This is a genomic window from Pseudomonas sp. NFR16 (genome assembly GCF_900108875.1).
GTDB lineage: Bacteria > Pseudomonadota > Gammaproteobacteria > Pseudomonadales > Pseudomonadaceae > Aquipseudomonas.
Genome location: NZ_FNYJ01000004.1, coordinates 345,093 through 365,704 on the forward strand (window position 1 = coordinate 345,093; position 20,612 = coordinate 365,704).

Genomic DNA, 20,612 nt, shown 5'->3' on the forward strand with positions numbered 1-20,612 from the left:
AGTTATATCGAGCGGGCAAAACAAAGGGCCGCCTAAGCGACCCTTCGTTTGTATTTCAACGACTTATCAAGCGAACGGGTGACGCAGAACGATGGTCTCGTTGCGATCCGGGCCCGTCGAAATAATGTCGATCGGGGCGCCGACCAGTTCTTCCAGGCGCTTGATGTAGGCTCGAGCGTTGGCAGGCAGCTCTTCCAGCGTCTTGGCGCCCAGGGTGGATTCCGACCAGCCCGGCACCTGCTCGTAGACAGGCTCCAGACCAATGTAACTGTCGGCATCGGTCGGAGCATCGATCACAGCACCGTTTTCGTTCTTGTAACCCACACAGATGTTGATGGTTTCAAGACCGTCCAGCACGTCCAGCTTGGTCAGGCAGATGCCTGAGATGCTGTTGACGTCGATGGCGCGACGCAGGATGACGGCATCGAACCAGCCGCAACGACGGGCACGGCCGGTGGTCGCACCGAACTCGTGACCACGCTTGGCCAGGAAGGCACCCACGTCATCGAACAGTTCGGTCGGGAACGGACCGGAACCGACGCGAGTGGTGTAAGCCTTGGTGATGCCCAAGATGTAATCGATGAACATCGGGCCCACACCGGAACCAGTGGCGATACCGCCAGCCGTGGTGTTGGAGCTCGTGACGTACGGGTAGGTACCGTGGTCGATGTCCAGCAGCGAACCTTGAGCGCCTTCGAACATGATGTCTTTGCCGGCGCGACGCATTTCATGCAGCGCAGCGGTGACGTCGAGCATCATCGGCTTGAGCAGTTCGGCGTATTCCATGCACTCGTCGAGCGTCTTCTGGAAGTCGACCGCAGGCTCTTTGTAGTAATTGACCAGTACGAAGTTGTGGTAGTCCAGCAGTTCGCCCAGCTTGGCGGCGAAGCGCTCGCGATGGAACAGATCACCGATGCGCAGGCCGCGGCGTGCAACCTTGTCTTCGTAAGCCGGGCCGATGCCACGACCGGTGGTGCCGATCTTGTGCTCGCCGCGGGCTTTCTCACGCGCCTGATCCAGTGCGACGTGGTAGGACAGGATCAGCGGACAGGAAGGGCTGATGCGCAGACGCTCGCGCACAGGAATGCCCTTCTCTTCGAGCTTGTTGATTTCACGCATGAGTGCGTCAGGCGCCACGACCACACCGTTACCGATCAGGCACTGCACGCCTTCGCGCAGCACACCGGACGGAATCAGGTGCAGAACGGTTTTCTCGCCATCGATCACCAGGGTGTGACCGGCGTTGTGGCCGCCTTGATAGCGAACTACCGCGGTAGCATGTTCGGTCAGCAGATCAACGATCTTGCCTTTGCCCTCATCACCCCATTGGGTGCCCAGGACTACGACATTCTTACCCATAACACTTGTCCTCATTCACGCAAACTGGTGCCGGCTGCCGCCGACTGGAAAACTCAAGAGGCCAGCGGCATTACCTGCCAAAGCTCGCCGTGCTGAATCAATTGCCGATCACAGTCGGCTTCTTTCGCTGCCTGAACCTGCTGGCCCGGCAATGCCTGAACGACGCGCTCACCTTCGCCGCGCAGCTGACAGACCTTCTGCCAGAGCGCCGCATCGGTACTGTCGGGCATCCAGATACCGCCAGACGGCAACTCGATCTCTGCCCGCCCCAGCGTGACCAGGGTCTTCAGATCGGTGGAAAAGCCCGTCGCCGGACGCGCGCGCCCGAAGTCCGCACCGATGTCATCATAGCGACCACCTTGTGCGATCGACTGACCGACACCCGGCACGAAGACCGCAAATACAACGCCTGTATGGTAGTGGTAGCCGCGCAACTCACCCAGGTCGAAGTACAACGGTAGCTCAGGAAAACGCGTCGACAGACGTTCGGCGATCTCCAGCAGATCATCCAGCGCTTCGAGCACCGGCCCTGGCGCCGCTGCCAGACGCTCGCGCGCCTGCACCAGCACTTCACGGCCGCCACACAGGCCGACCAGCGAACGCAGCATGCCGGCCAGATCCGCCGAGAGACCTTCGGTCAGGGCGATGACTTCATCGATGGCCTTGCGCTGGAGCGCATCGAACAGCTGCTGTTCGACTTCGCCGGACAAGCCTGCCGCACGGGCCAGACCTCGATAGATGCCGACATGCCCCAGATCCATGTGGACGTCGGGCACGTCCGCCAGTTGCAACATTGCCAGCATCAGGCTGATGACTTCGACGTCGCTGCTCGGGCTTGCATCGCCATACAACTCGGCGCCCAACTGAATCGGGCTGCGCGAGGATGACAGTGCACGTGGTTGCGCGTGCAGCACGCTGCCGGCATAGCACAGACGACTCGGACCTTCGCGACGCAGCGTGTGCGCGTCGATGCGGGCGACCTGCGGCGTGATGTCCGCCCGGAAACCCATCTGCCGACCCGATTGCGGATCGACCACCTTGAAGGTGCGCAGATCCAGATCCTGGCCAGCACCTGTGAGCAGTGATTCGAGGTATTCGATGTGCGGGGTTACGACGAACTCGTAGCCCCAGCTTTGAAACAGATCCAACACCTGACGACGCGCCACTTCTATGCGCGCAGCTTCCGGCGGCAGTACTTCTTCGATGCCATCCGGCAGCAGCCAGCGGTCAACCGTTGCCATTACGCCTTTCCCCTATGATCCGGGCGGCCAACCCCTCGGGGCGAGCCTTGAGTGAAGCAGACAGCATTCTGCGGGCGCCAGACCGGAAACAACCCGATGCCTTGTGCGCCGCAGCGTTGCGAACACTGTCCTCGAAAAAACTGCCGCGCACGAATCACGCCACGGCCAATCAATCGTGTAGACGCAAAAAAGCCGGGAATTTCCCGGCTGCCGCATCATACACACGTTTTAGCGCGCGATCACCCCGCCAGACAGTTTTGCCGCCCGGCGGGGGCATCGTTCGCGGGTCGCGATTACGGCTTGGCTTTCTCCAGATAGCGGAAAAACTCGCTGCCCGGATCGAGCACCATCACGTCGCTCTTGTTGGCAAAGCTCTCGCGGTAGGCGCGCAGGCTGCGATAAAACGCGTAGAACTCCTGGTCCTGACCATAGGCCTTAGAGTAGATCGCGGCGGCTTGTGCATCACCGTCACCGCGCGCCTCTTCGGACTCGCGATAGGCTTCAGCCAGCAGCACACGACGCTGACGATCGGCATCGGCACGGATGCCTTCAGCCAGCTCGTTACCCTTGGCGCGATGCTCACGCGCCTCACGCTCACGCTCGGTGCTCATGCGCTCGAACACGCTGCGGTTCACTTCCTTCGGCAGGTCGATAGCCTTGACCCGGACGTCGATAACCTCGATGCCCAGCTCTTTCCCGGCCATCGTATTCAGCGACGCCGTGATATCGGCCATCAATGCGTCACGCTCACCCGATACCACTTCGTGCAGGGTGCGCTTGCCGAACTGGTCACGCAGACCGGATTCCAGACGGCGCGACAGACGCTCATCGGCGATTTGCTTCAGGCCCGATGTCGCGGTGTAGAAACGCTCAGCGTCCTTCACGCGCCATTTGGCATAGGCATCGACCATGACCGCTTTCTTTTCCAGCGTCAGGAAACGCTGAGTCGGTGCATCGAGGGTCAGCAGGCGGCCGTCGAACTTGCGCACCTGGTTCACGTAAGGAATCTTCACGTGCAGGCCCGGTGGAACATCGGCCTGAACCACTCGACCGAACTGCAGCAAAACTGCCCGCTCGGTCTGGGCAACGATATAGAAGCTGTTCCACGCAACGACTGCCAGCACGACACAGACGATCAGGGCGACCAGAGATTTATTGCTCATCAGCGAGTCTCCCTAGTGCGCGTGTCGCGTTGCTGTTGCATGTCCGCGGCCCGAGAGCCCGGATCGACTACGGTCGCTGCTGCGCCGGTAGACGGAGCAGAGCCAGTGCGGCTGCTTTCGATCATTTTGTCCAATGGCAGGTAAAGCAGGTTGTTCTGACCCTTGTCGCCGGTCACGAGCACCTTGCTTGTGTTGCTGAAGACTTCTTGCATGGTGTCCAGATACAGACGCTCGCGAGTGACTTCGGGAGCCTTGCGATACTCGGAGACGAGCTTGGTGAAACGATCTGCCTCACCCTTGGCACGCGACACCACTTCATCGCGGTAACCGTTGGCGTCCTCGACAATGCGCTGAGCCTGACCACGAGCCTCTGGAATCACACCGTTGGCGTAGGTTTCGGCCTGGTTGCGCGAGCGTTGCTCGTCTTCACGGGCGCGGATCACGTCATCGAACGCTTCCTGAACTTCACGCGGTGCCGCAGCGCTCTGTACGTTCACCTGAGTCACGGTGATGCCGGTGCGATACGTATCGAGGAAACGCTGCAAGCGCTCCTTGATCTCGCTGGCCATCAACTCACGACCTTCGGTGAGCACCTGATCCATTGCGGTAGAACCGACAACGTGGCGCAGTGCACTTTCAGTTGCATGCTGCAGACTGACTTCAGGCTGATCCACGTTCAGCACGAAATCCTGCAGGTTGGTGATCTTGTACTGCACGGTCAGAGGCACCTCGACGATGTTTTCGTCTTCGGTCAGCATCTGGCCCTGCTTGCTGTACGCACGTTCGCGCGTCACGTTTTCAAGATATTTGCGATCGAATGGCGGGAAATAGATGTTCAGACCCGAACCGACCGTTTCGTAGTATTTGCCGAAGCGCAGGACAACGGCCTGCTCCTGCTCGTCGACCACGTAAATTGCGTTGTAGAGCCAGATCGCAAGCAGCACGACCAGACCGATGCCGAGCAGGCCGAAGCCACCGCCCTTGCCCGAACCGCCGCCACTACCGCCGCCGTCACCACTACGTTTCTTGCCACCACCGAACAACCCATTCAGGCTTTCCTGCAGCTTTCGGAAGGCCTCGTCGAGATCTGGTGGCCCCTTGCGGTCGCCGCCCTTGCGCTTGCCACCCCAAGGATCCTGATTATTCGAGTTGCCACCCGGCTCATTCCAAGCCATAGCGCTCTCCATCTGATAAAGCAAAGACGCGCCCGCGGCGCGCCGACCAATGCTACAGAATGCCCGTCAAAGCAGCACAACCGCTTTTTCAGGCTTTTATTGCAAAGTGTGTTGCTCGATGAATTCCAGCGGCTGCAGTCCTTCGCGACTCACCAGGCGATTGAGTTCAACTCGGGGTAAACGCACAGCCAACAGGCTCTGGCCTTCTTCATCATGCTCTTCGCTCTGTACCGCACCCAACTGGAAAAACTGGGCGCGCAACCGGGCGAAGCGTTGCGACAGGCGCAAAGTTCCAACGAACAGGTCGTTGCCCAGCAATTCGGCAATCGCTTGCCGAAGCAGATCCAGACCACGACCGTCACGAGCAGAAACCCAGACCCGCTGCGGCTTGCCATCGGCATCGCGTTGTATCTGGGGCTCGACCCCTTCGAGCAAATCGAGTTTGTTATACACCTCGAGCATCGGCAAGTCCTGGGCACCGATCTCGCCCAGCACCACCATCACCTGCTCGATCTGCTCCATGCGCTCAGGCTCGTGAGAGTCGATGACATGCAGCAGCAAATCCGAATTGCTCGACTCTTCGAGCGTAGCCCGAAAGGCCTCGACCAGCTTGTGCGGCAGATGGCGGATAAAACCCACCGTGTCCGCGAGTACGATCGGGCCAAGGTCGTTGAGCTCGAGGCGACGCAGGGTCGGGTCGAGCGTTGCGAACAGTTGGTCAGCAGCGTAGACGTCAGAATCGGTGACCGCATTGAAGAGGGTCGATTTGCCGGCGTTGGTATAACCGACGATGGAAACGGTGGGAATATCGGCCCGTGAACGACCGCGACGCGCCTGATCACGCTGGCTGCGGACTTTCTCAAGCCTGCCCTTGATCTGACGCAGACGAACCCGCAACAGACGACGGTCCGTTTCCAGCTGGGTTTCACCCGGTCCACGCAGGCCGATACCGCCGCCCTGACGCTCGAGGTGAGTCCAGCCGCGTACCAGACGGGTGCTCATGTGCTCAAGCTGAGCCAGTTCGACTTGCAGCTTGCCTTCATGAGTGCGCGCGCGCTGGGCGAAGATGTCGAGAATCAGGCCCGTACGGTCAAGCACGCGACACTCGAATACTCGCTCGAGGTTGCGTTCCTGACTGGGTGTAAGGACATGATTGAAAATGACGATATCTGATTTCTCGGCTTTGACCAGATCGCGCAGTTCCTCGACCTTGCCGCTGCCTACCAGATATTTGGCCGTTGGCCGATGCCGTGGCACGTTGACGAATGCGACGATATCGGCGCCTGCCGAAAGAGCCAGTTCCCGGAACTCCTGCGGATCTTCGCGCGCCTCAGGGTCCTGACCATCCAAGTGAACGAGGATGGCCCGTTCACCACCACCGTGGCGCTCAAAGAACAAAGCAGACTCCTATCAGGCGTTACCTGGCTCTGCGTCAGCCTGGTCGGATTCGGACGCGCTAGGCAGACGAATAGGACGAACCGGAACGACGGTAGAGATGGCGTGCTTGTAAACCATCTGGCTGACAGTGTTCTTCAGCAAGATCACGAACTGGTCGAAGGACTCGATGGTGCCTTGCAGCTTGATGCCGTTTACCAGATAAATCGAAACCCCAACCTTTTCTTTACGCAAAGTGTTCAGGTAAGGGTCTTGTAGCGAATGCCCTTTTGACATGTGCCGCACTCCTTTAAGGATCAATAGAATAAATTCGAAAACATCGGCTTGGGCCGTTACCCCCCAAGGATAGACGGCTATTGCAAGGACTCAGCTCAATATGGAGACCGATCCCAGGTATTTCAAGGCGCGTGGCAGATTGTCGCAAGCCAGGCTGTCCAACCAGTGTAAATCTTCCCAGCTTCGCAACCAGGTGAACTGTCTCTTGGCCAACTGGCGCGTGGCGATGATGCCGCGTTCCTGCATCTGGTCATGGGTCAGTTTGCCGTCCAGATAGTCCCAGACCTGGCGATACCCTACAGCTCTTATAGACGGTAAATTCGAGTGAAGGTCCCCTCTCGAACGCAGCGCTATAACTTCTTCCACGAATCCCTCATCGAGCATTTGCCTGAAACGAAGAGCGATCCGGTCATGCAACACCTTGCGATCCGTCGGTGCTATCGCGAGATTTGCGACAGTATAGGGCAATTGATGACGCCCCGAAGCGCTAGCTTGAGCAGTTTGCGCACTTTGTTGCTCGCGATGTGCGGTCATGCTCATCCCGCTGACCCGATAAACTTCCAGCGCCCGAACCAGACGCTGCGGATCATTGGGATGAATTCTTGCCGCCGACACCGGATCGACGCTCGCCAGCTCATCGTGCAACGCCTGCCAGCCACGACTGGCCGCCTCGGCTTCCAGTTGTGCACGAACCTGAGCGTCAGCTGCCGGCATGTCCGCCAGGCCTTCCAATAGAGCTTTGAAATACAACATGGTGCCACCGACCAGCAGGGGAATTTTCCCTCGAGCGGTGATTTCAGCCATCGCTTCCAAAGCGTCACTGCGAAAGTCCGCGGCCGAATAACTCTGCGACGGGTCGAGGATATCGATCAGCCGATGTGGATACTTGTCCAAAAGCGCTTTTGAAGGCTTTGCCGTGCCGATGTCCATGCCGCGATAAACGAGCGCGGAATCGACGCTGATCAACTCGCAGGGCAGCACTTTGGTCAGCTCGATGGCCAGGTCGGTCTTGCCAGCGGCAGTCGGCCCCATCAAAAAGATGGCCGGAGGAAGAGCACTCATCAGCGACCGCGCAAAAATAGTTTGTCGAGGTCGTCCAGGCCCAACTGGGTCCAGGTCGGTCGTCCATGGTTGCACTGGCCACTTCGCTCAGTGTTTTCCATGTCGCGCAGCAGGCCGTTCATTTCCGGAATCGCCAGACGCCGGTTGGCCCGCACGGCACCATGGCACGCCATCGTTCCTAGCAGCTCGTTCATGTGAGCCTGCACCCGGTCACTGGTGCCGTATTCCATCAGGTCAGCGAGAACGTCGTGCACCAGCCGGTTTGCCTCGGCCTGCTTCAACAACGCCGGGATCTGTCGGATCGCCAGGCTCTCGGGACCGAGACGCTGCAATTCGAAACCCAGCTGCTGGAAGGTGGCCATGTGCTCTTCAGCGCAATCGGCCTCACGCTGACTAACGGCGATGGACTCGGGCACCAGCAACGGTTGCCCGCTCAAGCCTTCGCTGGCCATCGCGATTTTCAGGCGCTCGTACATGATCCGCTCGTGGGCGGCGTGCATGTCGACCAGCACCAGGCCGTGGGCGTTTTCAGCAAGGATATAGATGCCTTTAAGCTGCGCGAGCGCGTAGCCAAGGGGCGGAATATCGCCCTGAGACTCGGGCAGATCAACGCGCGTGCCGGGCTCGGGGTTGGCCGGAGTACCCGGCAATGGCGCAAAAAACGTGCTGTAGGCGGCGCGCGCCTCTTCGGCCGGCAACACCGACGCCGGACGCGGCGTGTACTGGTATTGATAACCGGCGCCACTACCTGAGCTGCTTGCTCCAGTGGGTGGATTCCAGGCCGGACCCTGCGGAGTCTCGAGCACATTATTGGCCAGACGCATCTCGCCTTGTGGGCCGAACTCGCCAGCCTCTGGCCCGCTGGGGCGGACAAGCGCAGTGACCGACGTGGTCCCCGCCAGTTGATCCTCGGGGCGTACATCGCCCAGCGCACGGTGCAAGGTCCCGTAAAGGAAATCGTGAACCATGCGGCCGTCACGGAAGCGAACTTCGTGCTTGGTGGGGTGAACGTTGACGTCGACGACGGCTGGATCGACCTCGAAAAAGAGCACGAAGGTCGGGTGGCGCCCGTTGAACAGCACATCGCGATAGGCCTGACGCACCGCGTGGGCAACCAGCTTGTCTCGCACGGCCCGGCCGTTGACGAAGAAATACTGCAAGTCCGCCTGACTTCTGGAGAACGTCGGCAACCCGACCCAGCCCCAGAGTTTCAGGCCGTTGCGTTCAACCTCGATCGGCAGCGCCTGCTCAAGAAAGCCCGGCCCGCACACTGCCGACACACGTCTGGCGCGGGCAACATCATCACGGGCCTCGTGCAGGCTGAGAATGGTCTTGCCGTTGTGGCGCAGGTGAAAAGCCACATCGAAGCGCGCCAGCGCCATGCGCTTGATCACTTCCTGCAAATGATCGAATTCGGTCTTCTCAGCCTTGAGAAACTTGCGCCGCGCGGGAGTGTTGAAAAACAGATCGCGCACTTCCACCGACGTACCCACCGGGTGCGCGGCTGGCTGGACGCGGGAAGCCATGTCGCGGCCTTCGGTCTCCACCTGCCAGGCTTGATCGGCGTCACGGGTGCGCGAGGTCAGTGTCAGGCGCGCCACGGAGCTGATCGACGCCAGCGCCTCGCCGCGAAATCCGAGGCTCATCACACGCTCAAGGTCTTCGAGCTCGCGAATCTTGCTGGTGGCGTGCCGCGCGAGGGCCAGTGGCAGATCGTCCGCCGAAATGCCGCCGCCGTCGTCGCGCACGCGCAACAGCTTGATACCCGCCTGCTCGACGTCGACATCAATGCGTCGCGCACCGGAGTCCAGACTGTTTTCCAGCAGTTCTTTGATGACCGATGCCGGACGCTCGACCACTTCACCGGCAGCGATCTGGTTCGCAAGCCTTGGGCTGAGCAATTGGATACGGGCAGCTTCGGCCGCATTGTCGGCGCCGGAGGAAACCTCGAAGCCTTGATCGTCCAGCAGCAGGTCGGTCATGGCTCACCCGCCAGTTCTGCGCTCGGAATCTTTAGTTGCTGCCCGACTTTCAATTCGTCCGAACTCAGATTGTTGGCGTTGCGCAGCGCCGCCATGCTCATGTCGTAACGCACGGCAATCATGCTCAGCGATTCGCCGGAGCGGACTGTGTGCTCGCGCGGCCCCATCGCCAGCTTGCCGTTGTCCCGCAGCCAAGCGATGTAGGTGCCTTGCGGAGGATTCTGCTGGAAGAACTGCTTCACGCCTGCGGTGATCGAGCGGGCCAGCGCCTGTTGGTGACTTGCTCCTTCAAGTTTGTTGGCCTCGGCAGCGTTGGAAATAAAACCGGTTTCGACCAGGATCGACGGAATGTCAGGGGACTTCAGCACCATGAACCCTGCCTGTTCCACCCGGGACTTGTGCAGCGACGTGACGCGGCCGATGTTGGTCAGCACTTTCTGCCCTACATTAAGGCTGGAGGTCAGCGAAGCGGTCATGGACAGGTCCAGCAACACGCCGGCAAGCATCCGGTCCTTGTCATCCAGGCTCACAGCGCCAGCACCGCCGATCAAGTCGGAACGGTTTTCACTGTCGGCCAGCCAGCGCGCGGTCTCGGACGTTGCGCCGCGCTCGGAGAGGGCAAATACCGAGGCGCCGAACGCTGCAGAAGACGGCGCGGCGTCGGCGTGAATCGAGACGAACAGGTCGGCACCTTTGGCGCGGGCGATCTCAGTGCGTTTGCGCAACGGAATGAAGTAGTCGCCAGTGCGGGTCAGTTCAGCGCGATAGCCTTTCTCGGCGTTGATCTGACGCTGCAACTCTTTGGCGATCGCCAGCACGACGTTCTTTTCTTTCTGACCACGCCCCCCGGAGGCGCCCGGATCTTCACCGCCGTGGCCGGCGTCGACCACGACTACGATGTCGCGCTTGCCATTCGGCACTGGAGGCAGCTTGATTTCCGGCTTGGAGGGGCTGACCGGCACGGCTGGTGTCGCCGGCGCCGACGTGGCGGGCGTGTCGGCAACGGTCGGCGTCGGGTTGGCATCGGCCGGATTGTCATACAGGTCGACCACCAGGCGATTGCCGTACTGCTGGTTCGGGGCCAGCGTGAAGCTTTTCGGGGTCACGGCTTTCTTCAGGTCGATGACCACGCGCAGGTCGTCCGGCGTACGCTGGGCAGACCGCATGCTGGTAATCGGGGTGTTGGCGGTCGGAATGTTGAGCGAACCACCCAGCGTGGCGCCGTTGATGTCAATGACCAGACGATCCGGGGACTGGAGCGTGAAAACACTGTGCTGGACCGGGCCAGACAGGTCGAACACCAGTCGAGTGTTATCCGGAGCGCGCCATAAGCGGACACTTCGTACCTGTGTAGCGGCCAACGCGTCGACAGCCAATGTCGTCAGCAACAGTCCTATCACAGTAACCAGCGCGCGCATGCGCATACCTAACCCCATATCTATTTGATTTCCAAAGCCAAAGCGGCACACCACTTCTCGCCGCGCGAGCTTTTCGGGCTTAAGGTCAGCGCTCGACCTTCCGCGTGCGGCCTAATGGTAATGATCAGGTCAGGCTTTGGCAAAAAGCCTGCACCCAAATCAGGCCACTCGATCAAGCAAAGCGCTTCTCCTTCGAAGTAGTCGCGTATGCCGAGGAATTCTAGCTCTTCTGGATCAACAAGTCGGTAAAGATCAAAGTGATACGCGCGATTTCTCCCGATTTCGTAAGGTTCTACAAGCGTGAACGTCGGGCTTTTTACCGCGCCAACGTGACCCAGGCCGCGGATGATTCCGCGCGACAATGTCGTCTTGCCAGCCCCGAGATCGCCTTGAAGAAAAATAATCCCATTGCTTTCAGTGACTTGGGCGATTCTCGCACCAAAGTGGGTCATGGCCTCTTCACCGATCAGGTGCAGGGTTAACTCAGACACGGTTGTTGCTCCTCCAGAAGCTGACGAATAACAGGAATCAGATCAGCGGCAGCCAGCCCGCGCCCGCTCGCTCCGCACTTTTCTCCGGCCAGCGCATGAAGCCAGACACCCAGACACGCGGCGTCGAAAGGGGCCATTTTCTGCGCCAGCAATGCCCCGATCACCCCGGCCAGAACGTCACCCAGCCCGCCTGTCGCCATCGCCGGATGCCCGTGATCGGCCAACGCGAGTCGTCCGTCCGGGCTGGCGATCAGACTGCCGCTGCCTTTGAGCACGCAGACCGCATTGAATTTCTTGGCCAGCGCTTTCGCCGCTGCGGGGCGATCACTCTGGATTTCCCTGGTGCTCACGCCTAACAAGCGCGCAGCTTCGCCGGGATGAGGCGTGATCACACAGTTTTCTGGCAGCTTCACCTGTCCGGACGCGAGCTGGTTCAAGGCGTCGGCATCCCATACTTGCGGCCGATCGGCATTGGCGGCAGCGGACAGAAGCGCCCGCCCCCAACTGTGTTGCCCAAGGCCTGGGCCGACCACCAGAACAGAGGCCGGCTCGATCAACCCGTGAAGCTGGTTGGCTGAGCTGACGCCTGCGCTCATCACTTCAGGGAAACGCGCCAGGGCGGCAGTGATGTGCTCAGGCCGGGTCGCCAGCGTGACCATGCCTGCACCACAACGCAGGGTGCTTTCAGTGCTCAGTAACGCCGCGCCGCCAAAACCCAGATCGCCGCCAATCACCAGAACACGCCCGTACATGCCTTTGTGCGCAGTGCGTGGGCGCGCATCGAGTTTCGGTAGATTAAAGGTGTCCAGCCGCGTGACGATGGCCTGCGCCTGCGCAACGACATCGGCGTCCGCTTGCAGATCATCGAATACCAGCTCACCGACCACATCCGGCGCATCGCCCGTGAAGAGCCCGATCTTGAGACCGATGAATGTCACGGTGAGGTCGGCACTTACCGCCTGCCCCAGCAGCCTGCCAGTGTCTGCACACAATCCAGACGGGATGTCGACCGCCATGACAGGCAGACCGCAGTCATTGATGGCCTGGATCGCCTCGCTGTACGGCGAACGAACGTCCCCTTTGAGCCCGGTCCCCAGCAGCGCATCAACGACAATCCCGACAAGCGCCTGCTGCTGCCAGCCCTTGATCTCGACGCCTGCTGCTCGCGCTTCTTTATAAGCAGATTCGGCATCTCCGTTCAGCGCCGAAACATCGCCCACTGCCAGCACACTGACCTGCCAGCCGGCTCGTTGAGCCAAAACAGCAATCAGATAGCCGTCACCGGCGTTGTTGCCATGCCCTGCCATCACGGTCAGTTGCCTGGCATCCGGCCATCGGCGGCGCAGTGCACGCCAGGCGGCATGGGCGGCACGCTGCATCAGCTCGAATCCGGGCGTGCCGGCGGCGATCAGGCGCGCATCGAGGTCGCGCACCTGCGCGGCGCTGTACAGTGCGTCGGGAAATGGGGGTTTGCTGTGCAACATGCGTCTTTGAGCTCCGATGTCTGGCAGAATTATACGCACCTGCGCCCCGGTGTCCTCTTTGCATGTCCGCGATAACTGTAGATCCATCCACAAACTCAGCGCCGCTCACGACGGCCGAGCTGTCCGACCTTGCTCGATCGATCAAGGACTGGGGCCGCGAGCTCGGCTTCCAGCAAATCGGCATCTCGGGGCTGGATCTGGCGGAACATGAGCAGCACTTGCAGCGCTGGCTTGAAGCCGGGTATCACGGCGAGATGGACTATATGGCAGCTCACGGCAGCAAACGTTCGCATCCCGACGAACTGGTCCCGGGGACGCTGCGGGTCGTTTCGCTGCGTATGGACTATCTGCCCGGCGATACTGAGATGGCTCAGCGCCTGAGTCAGCCGGAGAAAGCCTACGTCTCTCGCTACGCCCTGGGGCGCGACTATCACAAACTGATTCGCAAGCGGGTCCAGCAGCTGGCCGAGCGCATCCAGCAGGCCATCGGCCCATTTGGTTTCAGGGCCTTTGTCGACAGCGCGCCCGTGCTGGAAAAAGCCATCGCAGAACAGGCCGGACTCGGCTGGATCGGTAAAAATACATTGGTGCTCAACCGCAAGGCAGGCAGCTATTTCTTTCTGAGCGAGCTGTTCGTCGACCTGCCGCTGCCGGTGGACGCTCCCCACGCCACTGAGCATTGCGGCCGTTGCAGCGCATGCCTGGACATATGCCCGACCAATGCCTTCGTCGGGCCCTATGTGCTGGACGCCAGACGCTGCATCTCTTACCTGACCATCGAATTGAAAACCTCGATCCCGGAAGAGCTGCGCGCCCTGATCGGCAATCGAGTATTCGGATGCGACGATTGCCAGATCGTCTGCCCTTGGAATCGTTTCGCCCGGCCGACCGATCAGAATGACTTCAAACCCCGGCACGGGCTGGACAACGCTGAGTTGACCACGCTGTTTTTATGGGATGAAACGACCTTCCTCAGCAACACCGAAGGCTCGCCATTGCGACGCGCGGGTTACGAGCGCTGGCTCAGGAATCTGGCGGTCGGGTTGGGCAACGCACCGTCGAGCATTCCGGTGATCGAAGCGCTGAAAGCACGACTGGCCTATCCCTCGGACATGGTGCGCGAACATGTGGAATGGGCGTTGCGCCAGCATGAAGCCCGGCAGAACGCTGCAACGATGTAGGCCCGCTGCATCAATGCCCATCTTTGTAAATGAACTTGGGCATTTCCCAGTGAAAACGAATGGCCAGTAAGCGCAGCAGCAGCCCGCCGAACAAGGTGATGAGGGTGCCCTGCTCGATGGGCAATCCCCATTGCTGGCACGCGATGAAACACCACGCGGCGGCAAACGAGACGCTGGCGTAGAGCTCACGACGAAAAATCAACGGGATGTCGTTGCAGAAGATGTCTCGCAAGATGCCGCCGAACACACCCGTGATGACGCCGCTGACCGCGGCCACCAGCAGGCTCAGCCCCATGTCCAGCGCGGTCATGCAGCCGATGAGCGTGAACGCCACCAATCCAAGCGCATCAAGCACCAGAAACAGCGAGCGCAAATGACGCATCAGCGGCGCGATGAAGATGGTCACCAGCGCCGCAACGCTGGTTAGAATCAGGTATTCCGGGTGTTTGACCCAGGTAAGCGGGTAGTGCCCCAGGAGCACGTCACGCGCTGAACCGCCGCCCAGTGCGGTGACGCACGCGATCAGCACGACGCCGAACCAGTCCATGCCACGACGTCCGGCGGACAAGGCGCCGGTCATGGCTTCAGCGGTGATGGCGATCAGGTAGAGCATCAGCAGCATGGCGGCAGTCCCTGCGAAAAGAGGGGCAGTCTAACCACTGCGCCGGAGCACCAAAAGAGGGCAACGACGCAGATGTCGCTTGGGTGGCATCCTGCAGACGCGGGGCTGAGGTCAGACTTTGATGAAGTGTTCGCGGTAGAAGCGCAGCTCGGCGATCGATTCTCGAATGTCGTCCAGCGCCAGATGCGTGCTGCCCTTTTTGAACTTCAACTCAGGCGACCAGCGTGCCGCCAGTTCCTTGAGGGTCGAGACGTCCAGGTTGCGGTAGTGGAAATAGTTTTCCAGCGTCGGCATGCGTTTATAAAGGAAGCGGCGGTCCTGACAGATGCTGTTGCCGCAGATCGGCGAGCTGCGTTCCGGCACCCATTGCTTGATGAAGTCCAGGGTCATCGCTTCGGCTTCTGCCGTGGAAATTTTGCTGTCACGTACCCGTTGGGTCAGGCCCGAGCCGCCGTGCTGACGCGTGTTCCACTCATCCATGCCGTTCAGAAGCTCATCGCTCTGATGAATGGCGATCACCGGACCTTCTGCCAGCGTGTTCAATTCGCTGTCGGTGATGATGGTGGCCATCTCGATGATGACGTCGTTATCCGGGTCAAGACCGGTCATTTCCAGGTCGATCCAGATCAGGTTCTGCTTGTTCTGCATAATTCGGCTCCTCAACGTAGGCGCGCAGTTTAGCTCAGGCTGGCATGCTAGACTCCCCCGCGCTTCACTCTTCGGATGCTTTACGCATCATATAAATGGAACACTGAACACCCATGGCCAAACGCCAACTTAACCGCCGCCAGAACTGGCGCATCGAAAAGATTCAGGGTGAGCGCGCCGCGCGTGCCGCCAAACGCGAATCTCAAGCACTGGAGACACTGGAAGGCGGCGATCTGGGCCCTGAACAGACAGGCCTGGTCATCGCGCATTTTGGCGTGCAGGTGGAAGTCGAGGCCCAGGAAGGTGAGTTGAGCGGGCAGGTATTCCGCTGCCATCTGCGGGCAAATCTGCCGGCGCTCGTCACCGGTGACAGAGTGGTCTGGCGGGCTGGCAATCAGGGCATTGGCGTCATCGTTGCGCAGCTGCCCCGCACTACCGAACTCTGCCGCCCCGACACGCGCGGCCAGCTCAAGCCGGTCGCGGCAAACGTCGACCTGATCGTGATCGTCTTCGCGCCGATGCCCGAGCCCCATGCCAACCTGATCGACCGCTATCTGGTTGCAGCCGAACACGCCGGCATTCGTCCGCTGTTGCTGCTGAACAAGTTCGATCTCATCGATGAGCAAAACGCTCCGGCGCTGAATGCCCTGCTGGCGGTTTATCGCACGCTCGGCTATCCGGTGCTGGAAGTCTCGGCGCATCACGGCAACGGCATGCAGCAGTTGCAAGACCAGCTCGACGGCCATATCAGCGTGTTCGTGGGCCAGTCAGGCGTAGGCAAATCATCGCTGGTCAACAGCCTGCTGCCGGAAGTCGGAACAAGGGTCGGCCCCCTGTCGGAGTATTCAGGGCAAGGCACACACACCACGACCACCGCACGCCTTTTCCACTTTCCGCGTGGCGGCGATCTGATTGACTCGCCCGGTATCCGTGAGTTTGGCCTGGGCCACGTCAGCCGTGCCGACGTCGAAGCAGGCTTCATCGAATTCAACGATCTGCTTGGCCGCTGCCGCTTCCGCGACTGCAAGCATGACCGCGAACCCGGCTGCGCGCTGCTCAAGGCGCTGGAAGACGGCCGCGTGCAGCAGCAACGTATGAACAGCTATCGATCAATCATCGCAAGCTTGCCCGAGAGCAGTTACTGAAGCCAAGACGTGAGCGTCTCAATGCGCCCTTTGCCGGCCAACTGCGGGAAAAGCTCGGGCGTGAAAGCCTGATTTTGCCCACCCTCTTTTGAGGGGATGAACCGACCCTACTCGCGAGCAAGCTCGCTCCCGCGGAGGGGAAAGCCGCTGTAGATGCGGCGCCCACGAATCCGCCTTCGCGGGCAAGCGCGCTCCTACAGTGGGGGCAACAGCTTGGGATGTGGAGAAACCTGGTTTCAGCCAGCCGAGATCCGGTGGGAGTGAGCTTGCTCACGAAGAGGCCGGGCCAGGCGACCTCTGCGTCAGAGTCAGTTCTTGGTTTCGTCGATCTTCAACTGGCCTTGATCGAAGATGTTCAGCTTTTGACGGATTTCGTGCGGCTGGGCGTAGGCCTGTGGGTCTACGGCTGGCGCACTGATGGATGCGCCAGGTTTGCCGGCCGGAGCCGTCGGTGAGGCGGGAGCAGGTGCGGCGTCCGTTTTGGGCGCTTCGCCTGCGTTCTGATCGCCTTCAATACGACTCTGCGCTTTTTTGGTCAGGACCACGATGTCGATGCGGCGGTTGATCGGGTTTTCCGGCCGGTCCTTGTCATACAGCGATGACGAGGCGTAGCCGACGACGCGCGCCACTTGCGGATCAGGGTAACCTCCGGCCACCAGGGCACGCCGCGCAGCGTTGGCCCGGTTGGCCGACAGTTCCCAGTTGCCGAAGCCGTTGTTGCCGACATAAGGCGTTGCGTCGGTGTGACCACTGATGCTGACCTTGTTCGGCACCGCCTTGATGGTGTCTGCCATCGCCAGCAGGATGTCTTCGAAATACGGTTTCAGACGCGCACTGCCGATATCGAACATCGGGCGGTTTTCAGCATCCATGATCTGGATGCGCAGGCCGTCCTGCGTAATTTCAAAGAGGATCTGGTCCTTGAACTTCGCCAATTGCGGGTTCTCGTTGACCTTGGTCTGCAGCTCTTGCAGCAGCATTTCCAGACGCTCCTGCTCGACCTGTTCGGCCGCAGAATCCTGTTTGTCGGCATCGACAGGCACGCGATCCGGTGCGGGTGTCGACTTGACCTCAGGGTTGAGCGTCTGGTCAGGCGACATTTCCGGGGAGCCGCCCAGGTCAATGACGTAGGGCGATCCGCTGTCGGAGAAGCCCACAGGGTCTTTGAAATAACCGGCAATGGCGATCAATTGCTCAGGCGTGGCCGAGGACATCAACCACAGCACCAGGAAGAAGGCCATCATTGCCGTTGCGAAGTCGGCGAAGGCGATTTTCCAGGCGCCACCGTGGTGCCCTCCGCCAAAGCGCTTGACGCGCTTGACGATAATCGGCTGATTATTTTCCATGGATCAACGACCGCGAACAGCTTGTTCCAGCTCGCTGAAGCTGGGGCGATGGGCGGGATACAGGACCTTGCGACCGAACTCTACGGCCAGTGACGGCGGCACACCCGAAGCGGACGCCACGAGCGAAGCCTTGATCGCTTCGAAAACGTTCATTTCTTCCTTGGCATCGTGCGCCAGGGAAGTGGCCAGCGGGCCGAAGAAGCCATACGCCGCGAGAATACCGAAGAAGGTACCGACCAGTGCCGCACCTACGTGCATACCGATCGCGGCCTTGTCGCCGGAACCCAGCGATGCCATGGTCACCACGATACCCAGTACCGCCGCGACGATACCGAAACCGGGCATACCGTCAGCTACGCCGGTCACGGCATGGGAAGGATGCTCGAGCTCTTCTTTCATGCTCAGCAGTTCCATGTCGAACAGCCCTTCGAGCTCGTGCGGCGCCATGTTGCCGGACGACATGATGCGCAGGTAATCGCAGATGAATGCGATCATCTTGGTGTCTTTCAGAATGCTGGGATATTTGGCGAAGATGGGGCTGTTTTCCGGTTCTTCGATATCGCCCTCGATCGCCATCATGCCTTCGCGGCGGCTTTTGTTGAGGATCTCGTAGATCAGCCCCAGCACTTCCAGATAAAAAGCGTGGGTGAAGCGTGAACTGAACATCTTCAAGGATTTCTTGATGACGTGCATGGTCATGTAACCCGGGTTCGCCTGCAAAAATGCGCCGAACGCCGCACCGCCGATGATCAATACCTCGAAAGGCTGGATCAGCGCAGCGATTTGACCGTGGGAGAGTACGTAGCCGCCGAGGACGCTCGCGAAAACGACGATGATGCCGATAATTTTTGCCATAGAGAAAGATTACTTACTTAAGTCGGGTTCAAGGTCATTGTGCGAGAAGCGTTCAAAACTCTTGTTCTACTTATCGGCATGAGTGCGCCAGACTATAGTCAAATCAAGCGAAAATCCTGACTGGCGTCTGATCCGGGCACCCCGACGCGAAGGCCATCATGATGCCATTATTCGACATTGATCAAAACCACCCAGCCGTATGGGCCTTGTGAATGCACTCTGAAAAAGCCTCGTCGCTCCCCGTCCCGCAAACACTCGAAAACTGGATCAGGCAGCTCGATGGACTGGCCTTGCCGGTGCCAGCGCTTGCCCACGGCAAAGTGCAGGCAGCACTGACGGACAGCCGTCGTTCCCTGCGTGACATCGCCGACCTGATGCAGGACAGCCCGGCACTGGTGCTCAGCGTCTTGCGCGAGGCCAATCTCCACACCGGCGGCCTGACAGAACCTGCTGAAAGCCTTGAAGTGGCGCTCAATCGCCTGGGACTCGCTCGCACCGAAACGCTGCTTGCGCGCTTGCCCAGCGCGCAACTGCAGGACATTCCTGTAGCGCTGCGCCAACTGCAACTGATCAGCCAGCACGCCACGCAACAGGCTTACGGCCTGTTCGCCAACCAGCTTGCGCGTCTGTGGCAGGACATCCATCTAGGCAGCCTTTTGTTTCTTTCGCCTCTATGGCCAATGGCGTTGGCTCACCCCAAGCTGCTGGAAGAATGGGAGCTGAGGGTCATTCACAAGGGCGAGTCGGCCAAAACGGTGGAAAAAGCCCTGTTTGGCGTGCGCCTGCTGCACCTGTGCCAGGCGCTGGCTACCCATTGGCGTCTGCCGATCTGGGTCACGCAGGGCTATAACCTGCTGATCAGCGAGCAGCGCAATCTGGTCAAGGTGCTGCGAATCGCCCACGAGAACGACGATCCTCTCAAGCAGCAACAGCAACTGGACGCCGACCTGCCCTTGCGCCGCTGGCTCAATCAGCCGGCCAACACCATCCTGCTGGCGAACGGCCTCGCGCTGTCGGCGCAACAGGCCTGGGACACACCTCACAACCTGCGCTGGCAGCTGTTGACCAGCCTTTATCTGCAACAGCCTTTGATGGATTTGCAGCAACAGGTGCACCAGAACGCGGCCGCCAGCGGTCGTCAACATGCGGCGCCAGGCGTCTGGCACCCGGCTGAAGCGCTGTTGTGGCCATGGGATGCGCGCAGAGTCCACAAAGGTCTGCTGCCCGCCTCACCTCCCACTCCCGAAGCTTTGCAAGTGTGGCGCAAACTCTGCGCGGACCTGCTCAAGGAACCCAGCCTGTTCACCAACGCGATGCACCTGACGACCTTCGCCAGAGACGCATTGGTCGCCTGCGGCATGCAACGGGTGGCGCTGCTGATGATCGATCGCAAGACCGACAGCCTGCGCGTGCATCAGATCGCCGGCCTGGATAAATCGGCCGCCGCCCTGCTCGTCCCCTACAAAGACAGCACAGTGTTGCAGCGCCTGATGGCGCAGGCCACTCAGCTGCGTCTGACGCCAGGCAACAACGCGCAGTTTTCGGCGCTGATGCCGCCGCAGTTGCGCAACCTGTTCAGCGGCGAGAACTTGCTTGTTCGCTCGCTCGCAAGCAATGGACGCGTCGTGATGCTGGTGGTAGCCGATCAAGGCGGCGGGCTGTTCTCGGAAATGTCAGTGCAAGCATTCGGTAAAACCGGGCAGTGTATCGAGAAGGCTCTGACCACCTTTAGCCATCGCAATGGTTGATGGCTGAGCTACAATTCGCCT

Annotated in this window: 18 protein-coding genes; 3 read left to right on the forward strand and 15 right to left on the reverse strand. The window is 60.2% G+C overall.

The window, feature by feature from the left end:
- Window positions 1-66: 66 nt before the first annotated feature.
- The 11 genes from BMZ10_RS17650 to BMZ10_RS17700 all read right to left on the reverse strand — a co-directional run bounded on the left by BMZ10_RS17650 (window position 67) and on the right by BMZ10_RS17700 (window position 13,046).
- Window positions 67-1,359, reverse strand: a complete 1,293-nt coding sequence (locus BMZ10_RS17650; RefSeq protein ID WP_093465033.1) for an adenylosuccinate synthase — start codon at window positions 1,357-1,359, stop codon at window positions 67-69.
- A 53-nt stretch (window positions 1,360-1,412) separates the two neighbouring features.
- Window positions 1,413-2,600: an ATP phosphoribosyltransferase regulatory subunit gene (locus BMZ10_RS17655; RefSeq protein WP_093465036.1), complete on the reverse strand. Its 1,188-nt coding sequence runs from the start codon at window positions 2,598-2,600 to the stop codon at window positions 1,413-1,415.
- A gap of 293 nt (window positions 2,601-2,893) precedes the next feature.
- The gene (gene hflC / locus BMZ10_RS17660) at window positions 2,894-3,763 is read right to left on the reverse strand and encodes a protease modulator HflC (protein ID WP_093465039.1); all 870 of its coding nucleotides are present in this window, start codon (window positions 3,761-3,763) and stop codon (window positions 2,894-2,896) included.
- Entirely contained in the window at window positions 3,763-4,938 is a 1,176-nt protein-coding gene (gene hflK / locus BMZ10_RS17665; RefSeq protein ID WP_093465041.1) for an FtsH protease activity modulator HflK, read from the reverse strand. The genes hflC and hflK overlap by 1 nt, the downstream gene beginning before the upstream one ends.
- A gap of 96 nt (window positions 4,939-5,034) precedes the next feature.
- A complete protein-coding gene (gene hflX / locus BMZ10_RS17670; RefSeq protein ID WP_093465044.1) occupies window positions 5,035-6,336 on the reverse strand; it encodes a ribosome rescue GTPase HflX in 1,302 nt (433 codons plus the stop codon).
- 12 nt (window positions 6,337-6,348) lie between these two features.
- Window positions 6,349-6,609 (reverse strand): RNA chaperone Hfq, encoded by a 261-nt coding sequence (gene hfq, locus BMZ10_RS17675; protein WP_093465047.1) that lies wholly within the window; start codon window positions 6,607-6,609, stop codon window positions 6,349-6,351.
- A 90-nt stretch (window positions 6,610-6,699) separates the two neighbouring features.
- Entirely contained in the window at window positions 6,700-7,671 is a 972-nt protein-coding gene (gene miaA, locus BMZ10_RS17680) for a tRNA (adenosine(37)-N6)-dimethylallyltransferase MiaA (protein WP_093465050.1), read from the reverse strand.
- On the reverse strand, window positions 7,671-9,653 hold the full coding sequence (gene mutL / locus BMZ10_RS17685; protein WP_093465053.1) for a DNA mismatch repair endonuclease MutL: 1,983 nt from the start codon (window positions 9,651-9,653) through the stop codon (window positions 7,671-7,673). The genes miaA and mutL overlap by 1 nt, the downstream gene beginning before the upstream one ends.
- Window positions 9,650-11,089: an N-acetylmuramoyl-L-alanine amidase gene (locus tag BMZ10_RS17690; protein ID WP_218147243.1), complete on the reverse strand. Its 1,440-nt coding sequence runs from the start codon at window positions 11,087-11,089 to the stop codon at window positions 9,650-9,652. The genes mutL and BMZ10_RS17690 overlap by 4 nt, the downstream gene beginning before the upstream one ends.
- A 2-nt stretch (window positions 11,090-11,091) precedes the next feature.
- Window positions 11,092-11,562 carry a tRNA (adenosine(37)-N6)-threonylcarbamoyltransferase complex ATPase subunit type 1 TsaE gene (gene tsaE, locus BMZ10_RS17695; protein WP_093465059.1) on the reverse strand — a complete coding sequence of 157 codons (471 nt, stop codon included), beginning with the start codon at window positions 11,560-11,562 and terminating at the stop codon, window positions 11,092-11,094.
- Complete coding sequence (locus BMZ10_RS17700; RefSeq protein WP_093465061.1) at window positions 11,550-13,046, reverse strand: NAD(P)H-hydrate dehydratase; 1,497 nt, start codon at window positions 13,044-13,046, stop codon at window positions 11,550-11,552. The genes tsaE and BMZ10_RS17700 overlap by 13 nt, the downstream gene beginning before the upstream one ends.
- Before the next feature lie 62 nt (window positions 13,047-13,108).
- On the opposite strand from BMZ10_RS17700, the gene queG reads away from it, so the two are divergent.
- Window positions 13,109-14,227, forward strand: coding sequence for a tRNA epoxyqueuosine(34) reductase QueG (queG, locus tag BMZ10_RS17705; protein ID WP_093465064.1), 1,119 nt, complete (start codon window positions 13,109-13,111; stop codon window positions 14,225-14,227).
- Window positions 14,228-14,237: 10 nt separating this feature from the next.
- On the opposite strand, the gene BMZ10_RS17710 is transcribed toward queG, so the two are convergent.
- Together BMZ10_RS17710 and orn are read right to left on the reverse strand one after the other, a co-directional pair.
- Window positions 14,238-14,849 (reverse strand): trimeric intracellular cation channel family protein, encoded by a 612-nt coding sequence (locus BMZ10_RS17710; protein WP_093465067.1) that lies wholly within the window; start codon window positions 14,847-14,849, stop codon window positions 14,238-14,240.
- A 111-nt stretch (window positions 14,850-14,960) separates the two neighbouring features.
- Window positions 14,961-15,497, reverse strand: a complete 537-nt coding sequence (gene orn, locus BMZ10_RS17715) for an oligoribonuclease (protein WP_093465070.1) — start codon at window positions 15,495-15,497, stop codon at window positions 14,961-14,963.
- A gap of 113 nt (window positions 15,498-15,610) precedes the next feature.
- Between orn and rsgA the strand changes: the two genes are divergently transcribed.
- Complete coding sequence (gene rsgA / locus BMZ10_RS17720; protein ID WP_093465077.1) at window positions 15,611-16,642, forward strand: small ribosomal subunit biogenesis GTPase RsgA; 1,032 nt, start codon at window positions 15,611-15,613, stop codon at window positions 16,640-16,642.
- Between the two features lie 308 nt (window positions 16,643-16,950).
- Here rsgA and motB read toward each other — a convergent pair whose 3' ends face one another.
- Both motB and motA read right to left on the reverse strand, forming a co-directional pair.
- Window positions 16,951-17,988 (reverse strand): flagellar motor protein MotB, encoded by a 1,038-nt coding sequence (motB, locus tag BMZ10_RS17725; protein WP_093465079.1) that lies wholly within the window; start codon window positions 17,986-17,988, stop codon window positions 16,951-16,953.
- A 3-nt stretch (window positions 17,989-17,991) separates the two neighbouring features.
- The gene (gene motA, locus BMZ10_RS17730) at window positions 17,992-18,843 is read right to left on the reverse strand and encodes a flagellar motor stator protein MotA (protein WP_093465081.1); all 852 of its coding nucleotides are present in this window, start codon (window positions 18,841-18,843) and stop codon (window positions 17,992-17,994) included.
- A 212-nt stretch (window positions 18,844-19,055) separates the two neighbouring features.
- Between motA and BMZ10_RS17735 the strand changes: the two genes are divergently transcribed.
- Window positions 19,056-20,591 (forward strand): HDOD domain-containing protein, encoded by a 1,536-nt coding sequence (locus BMZ10_RS17735; protein WP_093465083.1) that lies wholly within the window; start codon window positions 19,056-19,058, stop codon window positions 20,589-20,591.
- The last annotated feature ends 21 nt before the right edge of the window (window positions 20,592-20,612 follow it).

Bases quoted from the DNA above. Each gene is read 5' to 3' on its own strand.
- BMZ10_RS17735 (WP_093465083.1), top strand. From the start codon at position 19,056: ATGCACTCTGAAAAAGCCTCGTCGCTCCCCGTCCCGCAAACACTCGAA.
- hflC (WP_093465039.1), bottom strand. From the start codon at position 3,763: ATGAGCAATAAATCTCTGGTCGCCCTGATCGTCTGTGTCGTGCTGGCA.
- BMZ10_RS17700 (WP_093465061.1), bottom strand. From the start codon at position 13,046: ATGTTGCACAGCAAACCCCCATTTCCCGACGCACTGTACAGCGCCGCG.
- BMZ10_RS17710 (WP_093465067.1), bottom strand. From the start codon at position 14,849: ATGCTGCTGATGCTCTACCTGATCGCCATCACCGCTGAAGCCATGACC.
- orn (WP_093465070.1), bottom strand. From the start codon at position 15,497: ATGCAGAACAAGCAGAACCTGATCTGGATCGACCTGGAAATGACCGGT.
- queG (WP_093465064.1), top strand. From the start codon at position 13,109: ATGTCCGCGATAACTGTAGATCCATCCACAAACTCAGCGCCGCTCACG.
- mutL (WP_093465053.1), bottom strand. From the start codon at position 9,653: ATGACCGACCTGCTGCTGGACGATCAAGGCTTCGAGGTTTCCTCCGGC.
- hfq (WP_093465047.1), bottom strand. From the start codon at position 6,609: ATGTCAAAAGGGCATTCGCTACAAGACCCTTACCTGAACACTTTGCGT.
- motA (WP_093465081.1), bottom strand. From the start codon at position 18,843: ATGGCAAAAATTATCGGCATCATCGTCGTTTTCGCGAGCGTCCTCGGC.
- miaA (WP_093465050.1), bottom strand. From the start codon at position 7,671: ATGAGTGCTCTTCCTCCGGCCATCTTTTTGATGGGGCCGACTGCCGCT.
- BMZ10_RS17655 (WP_093465036.1), bottom strand. From the start codon at position 2,600: ATGGCAACGGTTGACCGCTGGCTGCTGCCGGATGGCATCGAAGAAGTA.
- hflK (WP_093465041.1), bottom strand. From the start codon at position 4,938: ATGGCTTGGAATGAGCCGGGTGGCAACTCGAATAATCAGGATCCTTGG.
- BMZ10_RS17650 (WP_093465033.1), bottom strand. From the start codon at position 1,359: ATGGGTAAGAATGTCGTAGTCCTGGGCACCCAATGGGGTGATGAGGGC.
- rsgA (WP_093465077.1), top strand. From the start codon at position 15,611: ATGGCCAAACGCCAACTTAACCGCCGCCAGAACTGGCGCATCGAAAAG.
- motB (WP_093465079.1), bottom strand. From the start codon at position 17,988: ATGGAAAATAATCAGCCGATTATCGTCAAGCGCGTCAAGCGCTTTGGC.
- BMZ10_RS17690 (WP_218147243.1), bottom strand. From the start codon at position 11,089: ATGGGGTTAGGTATGCGCATGCGCGCGCTGGTTACTGTGATAGGACTG.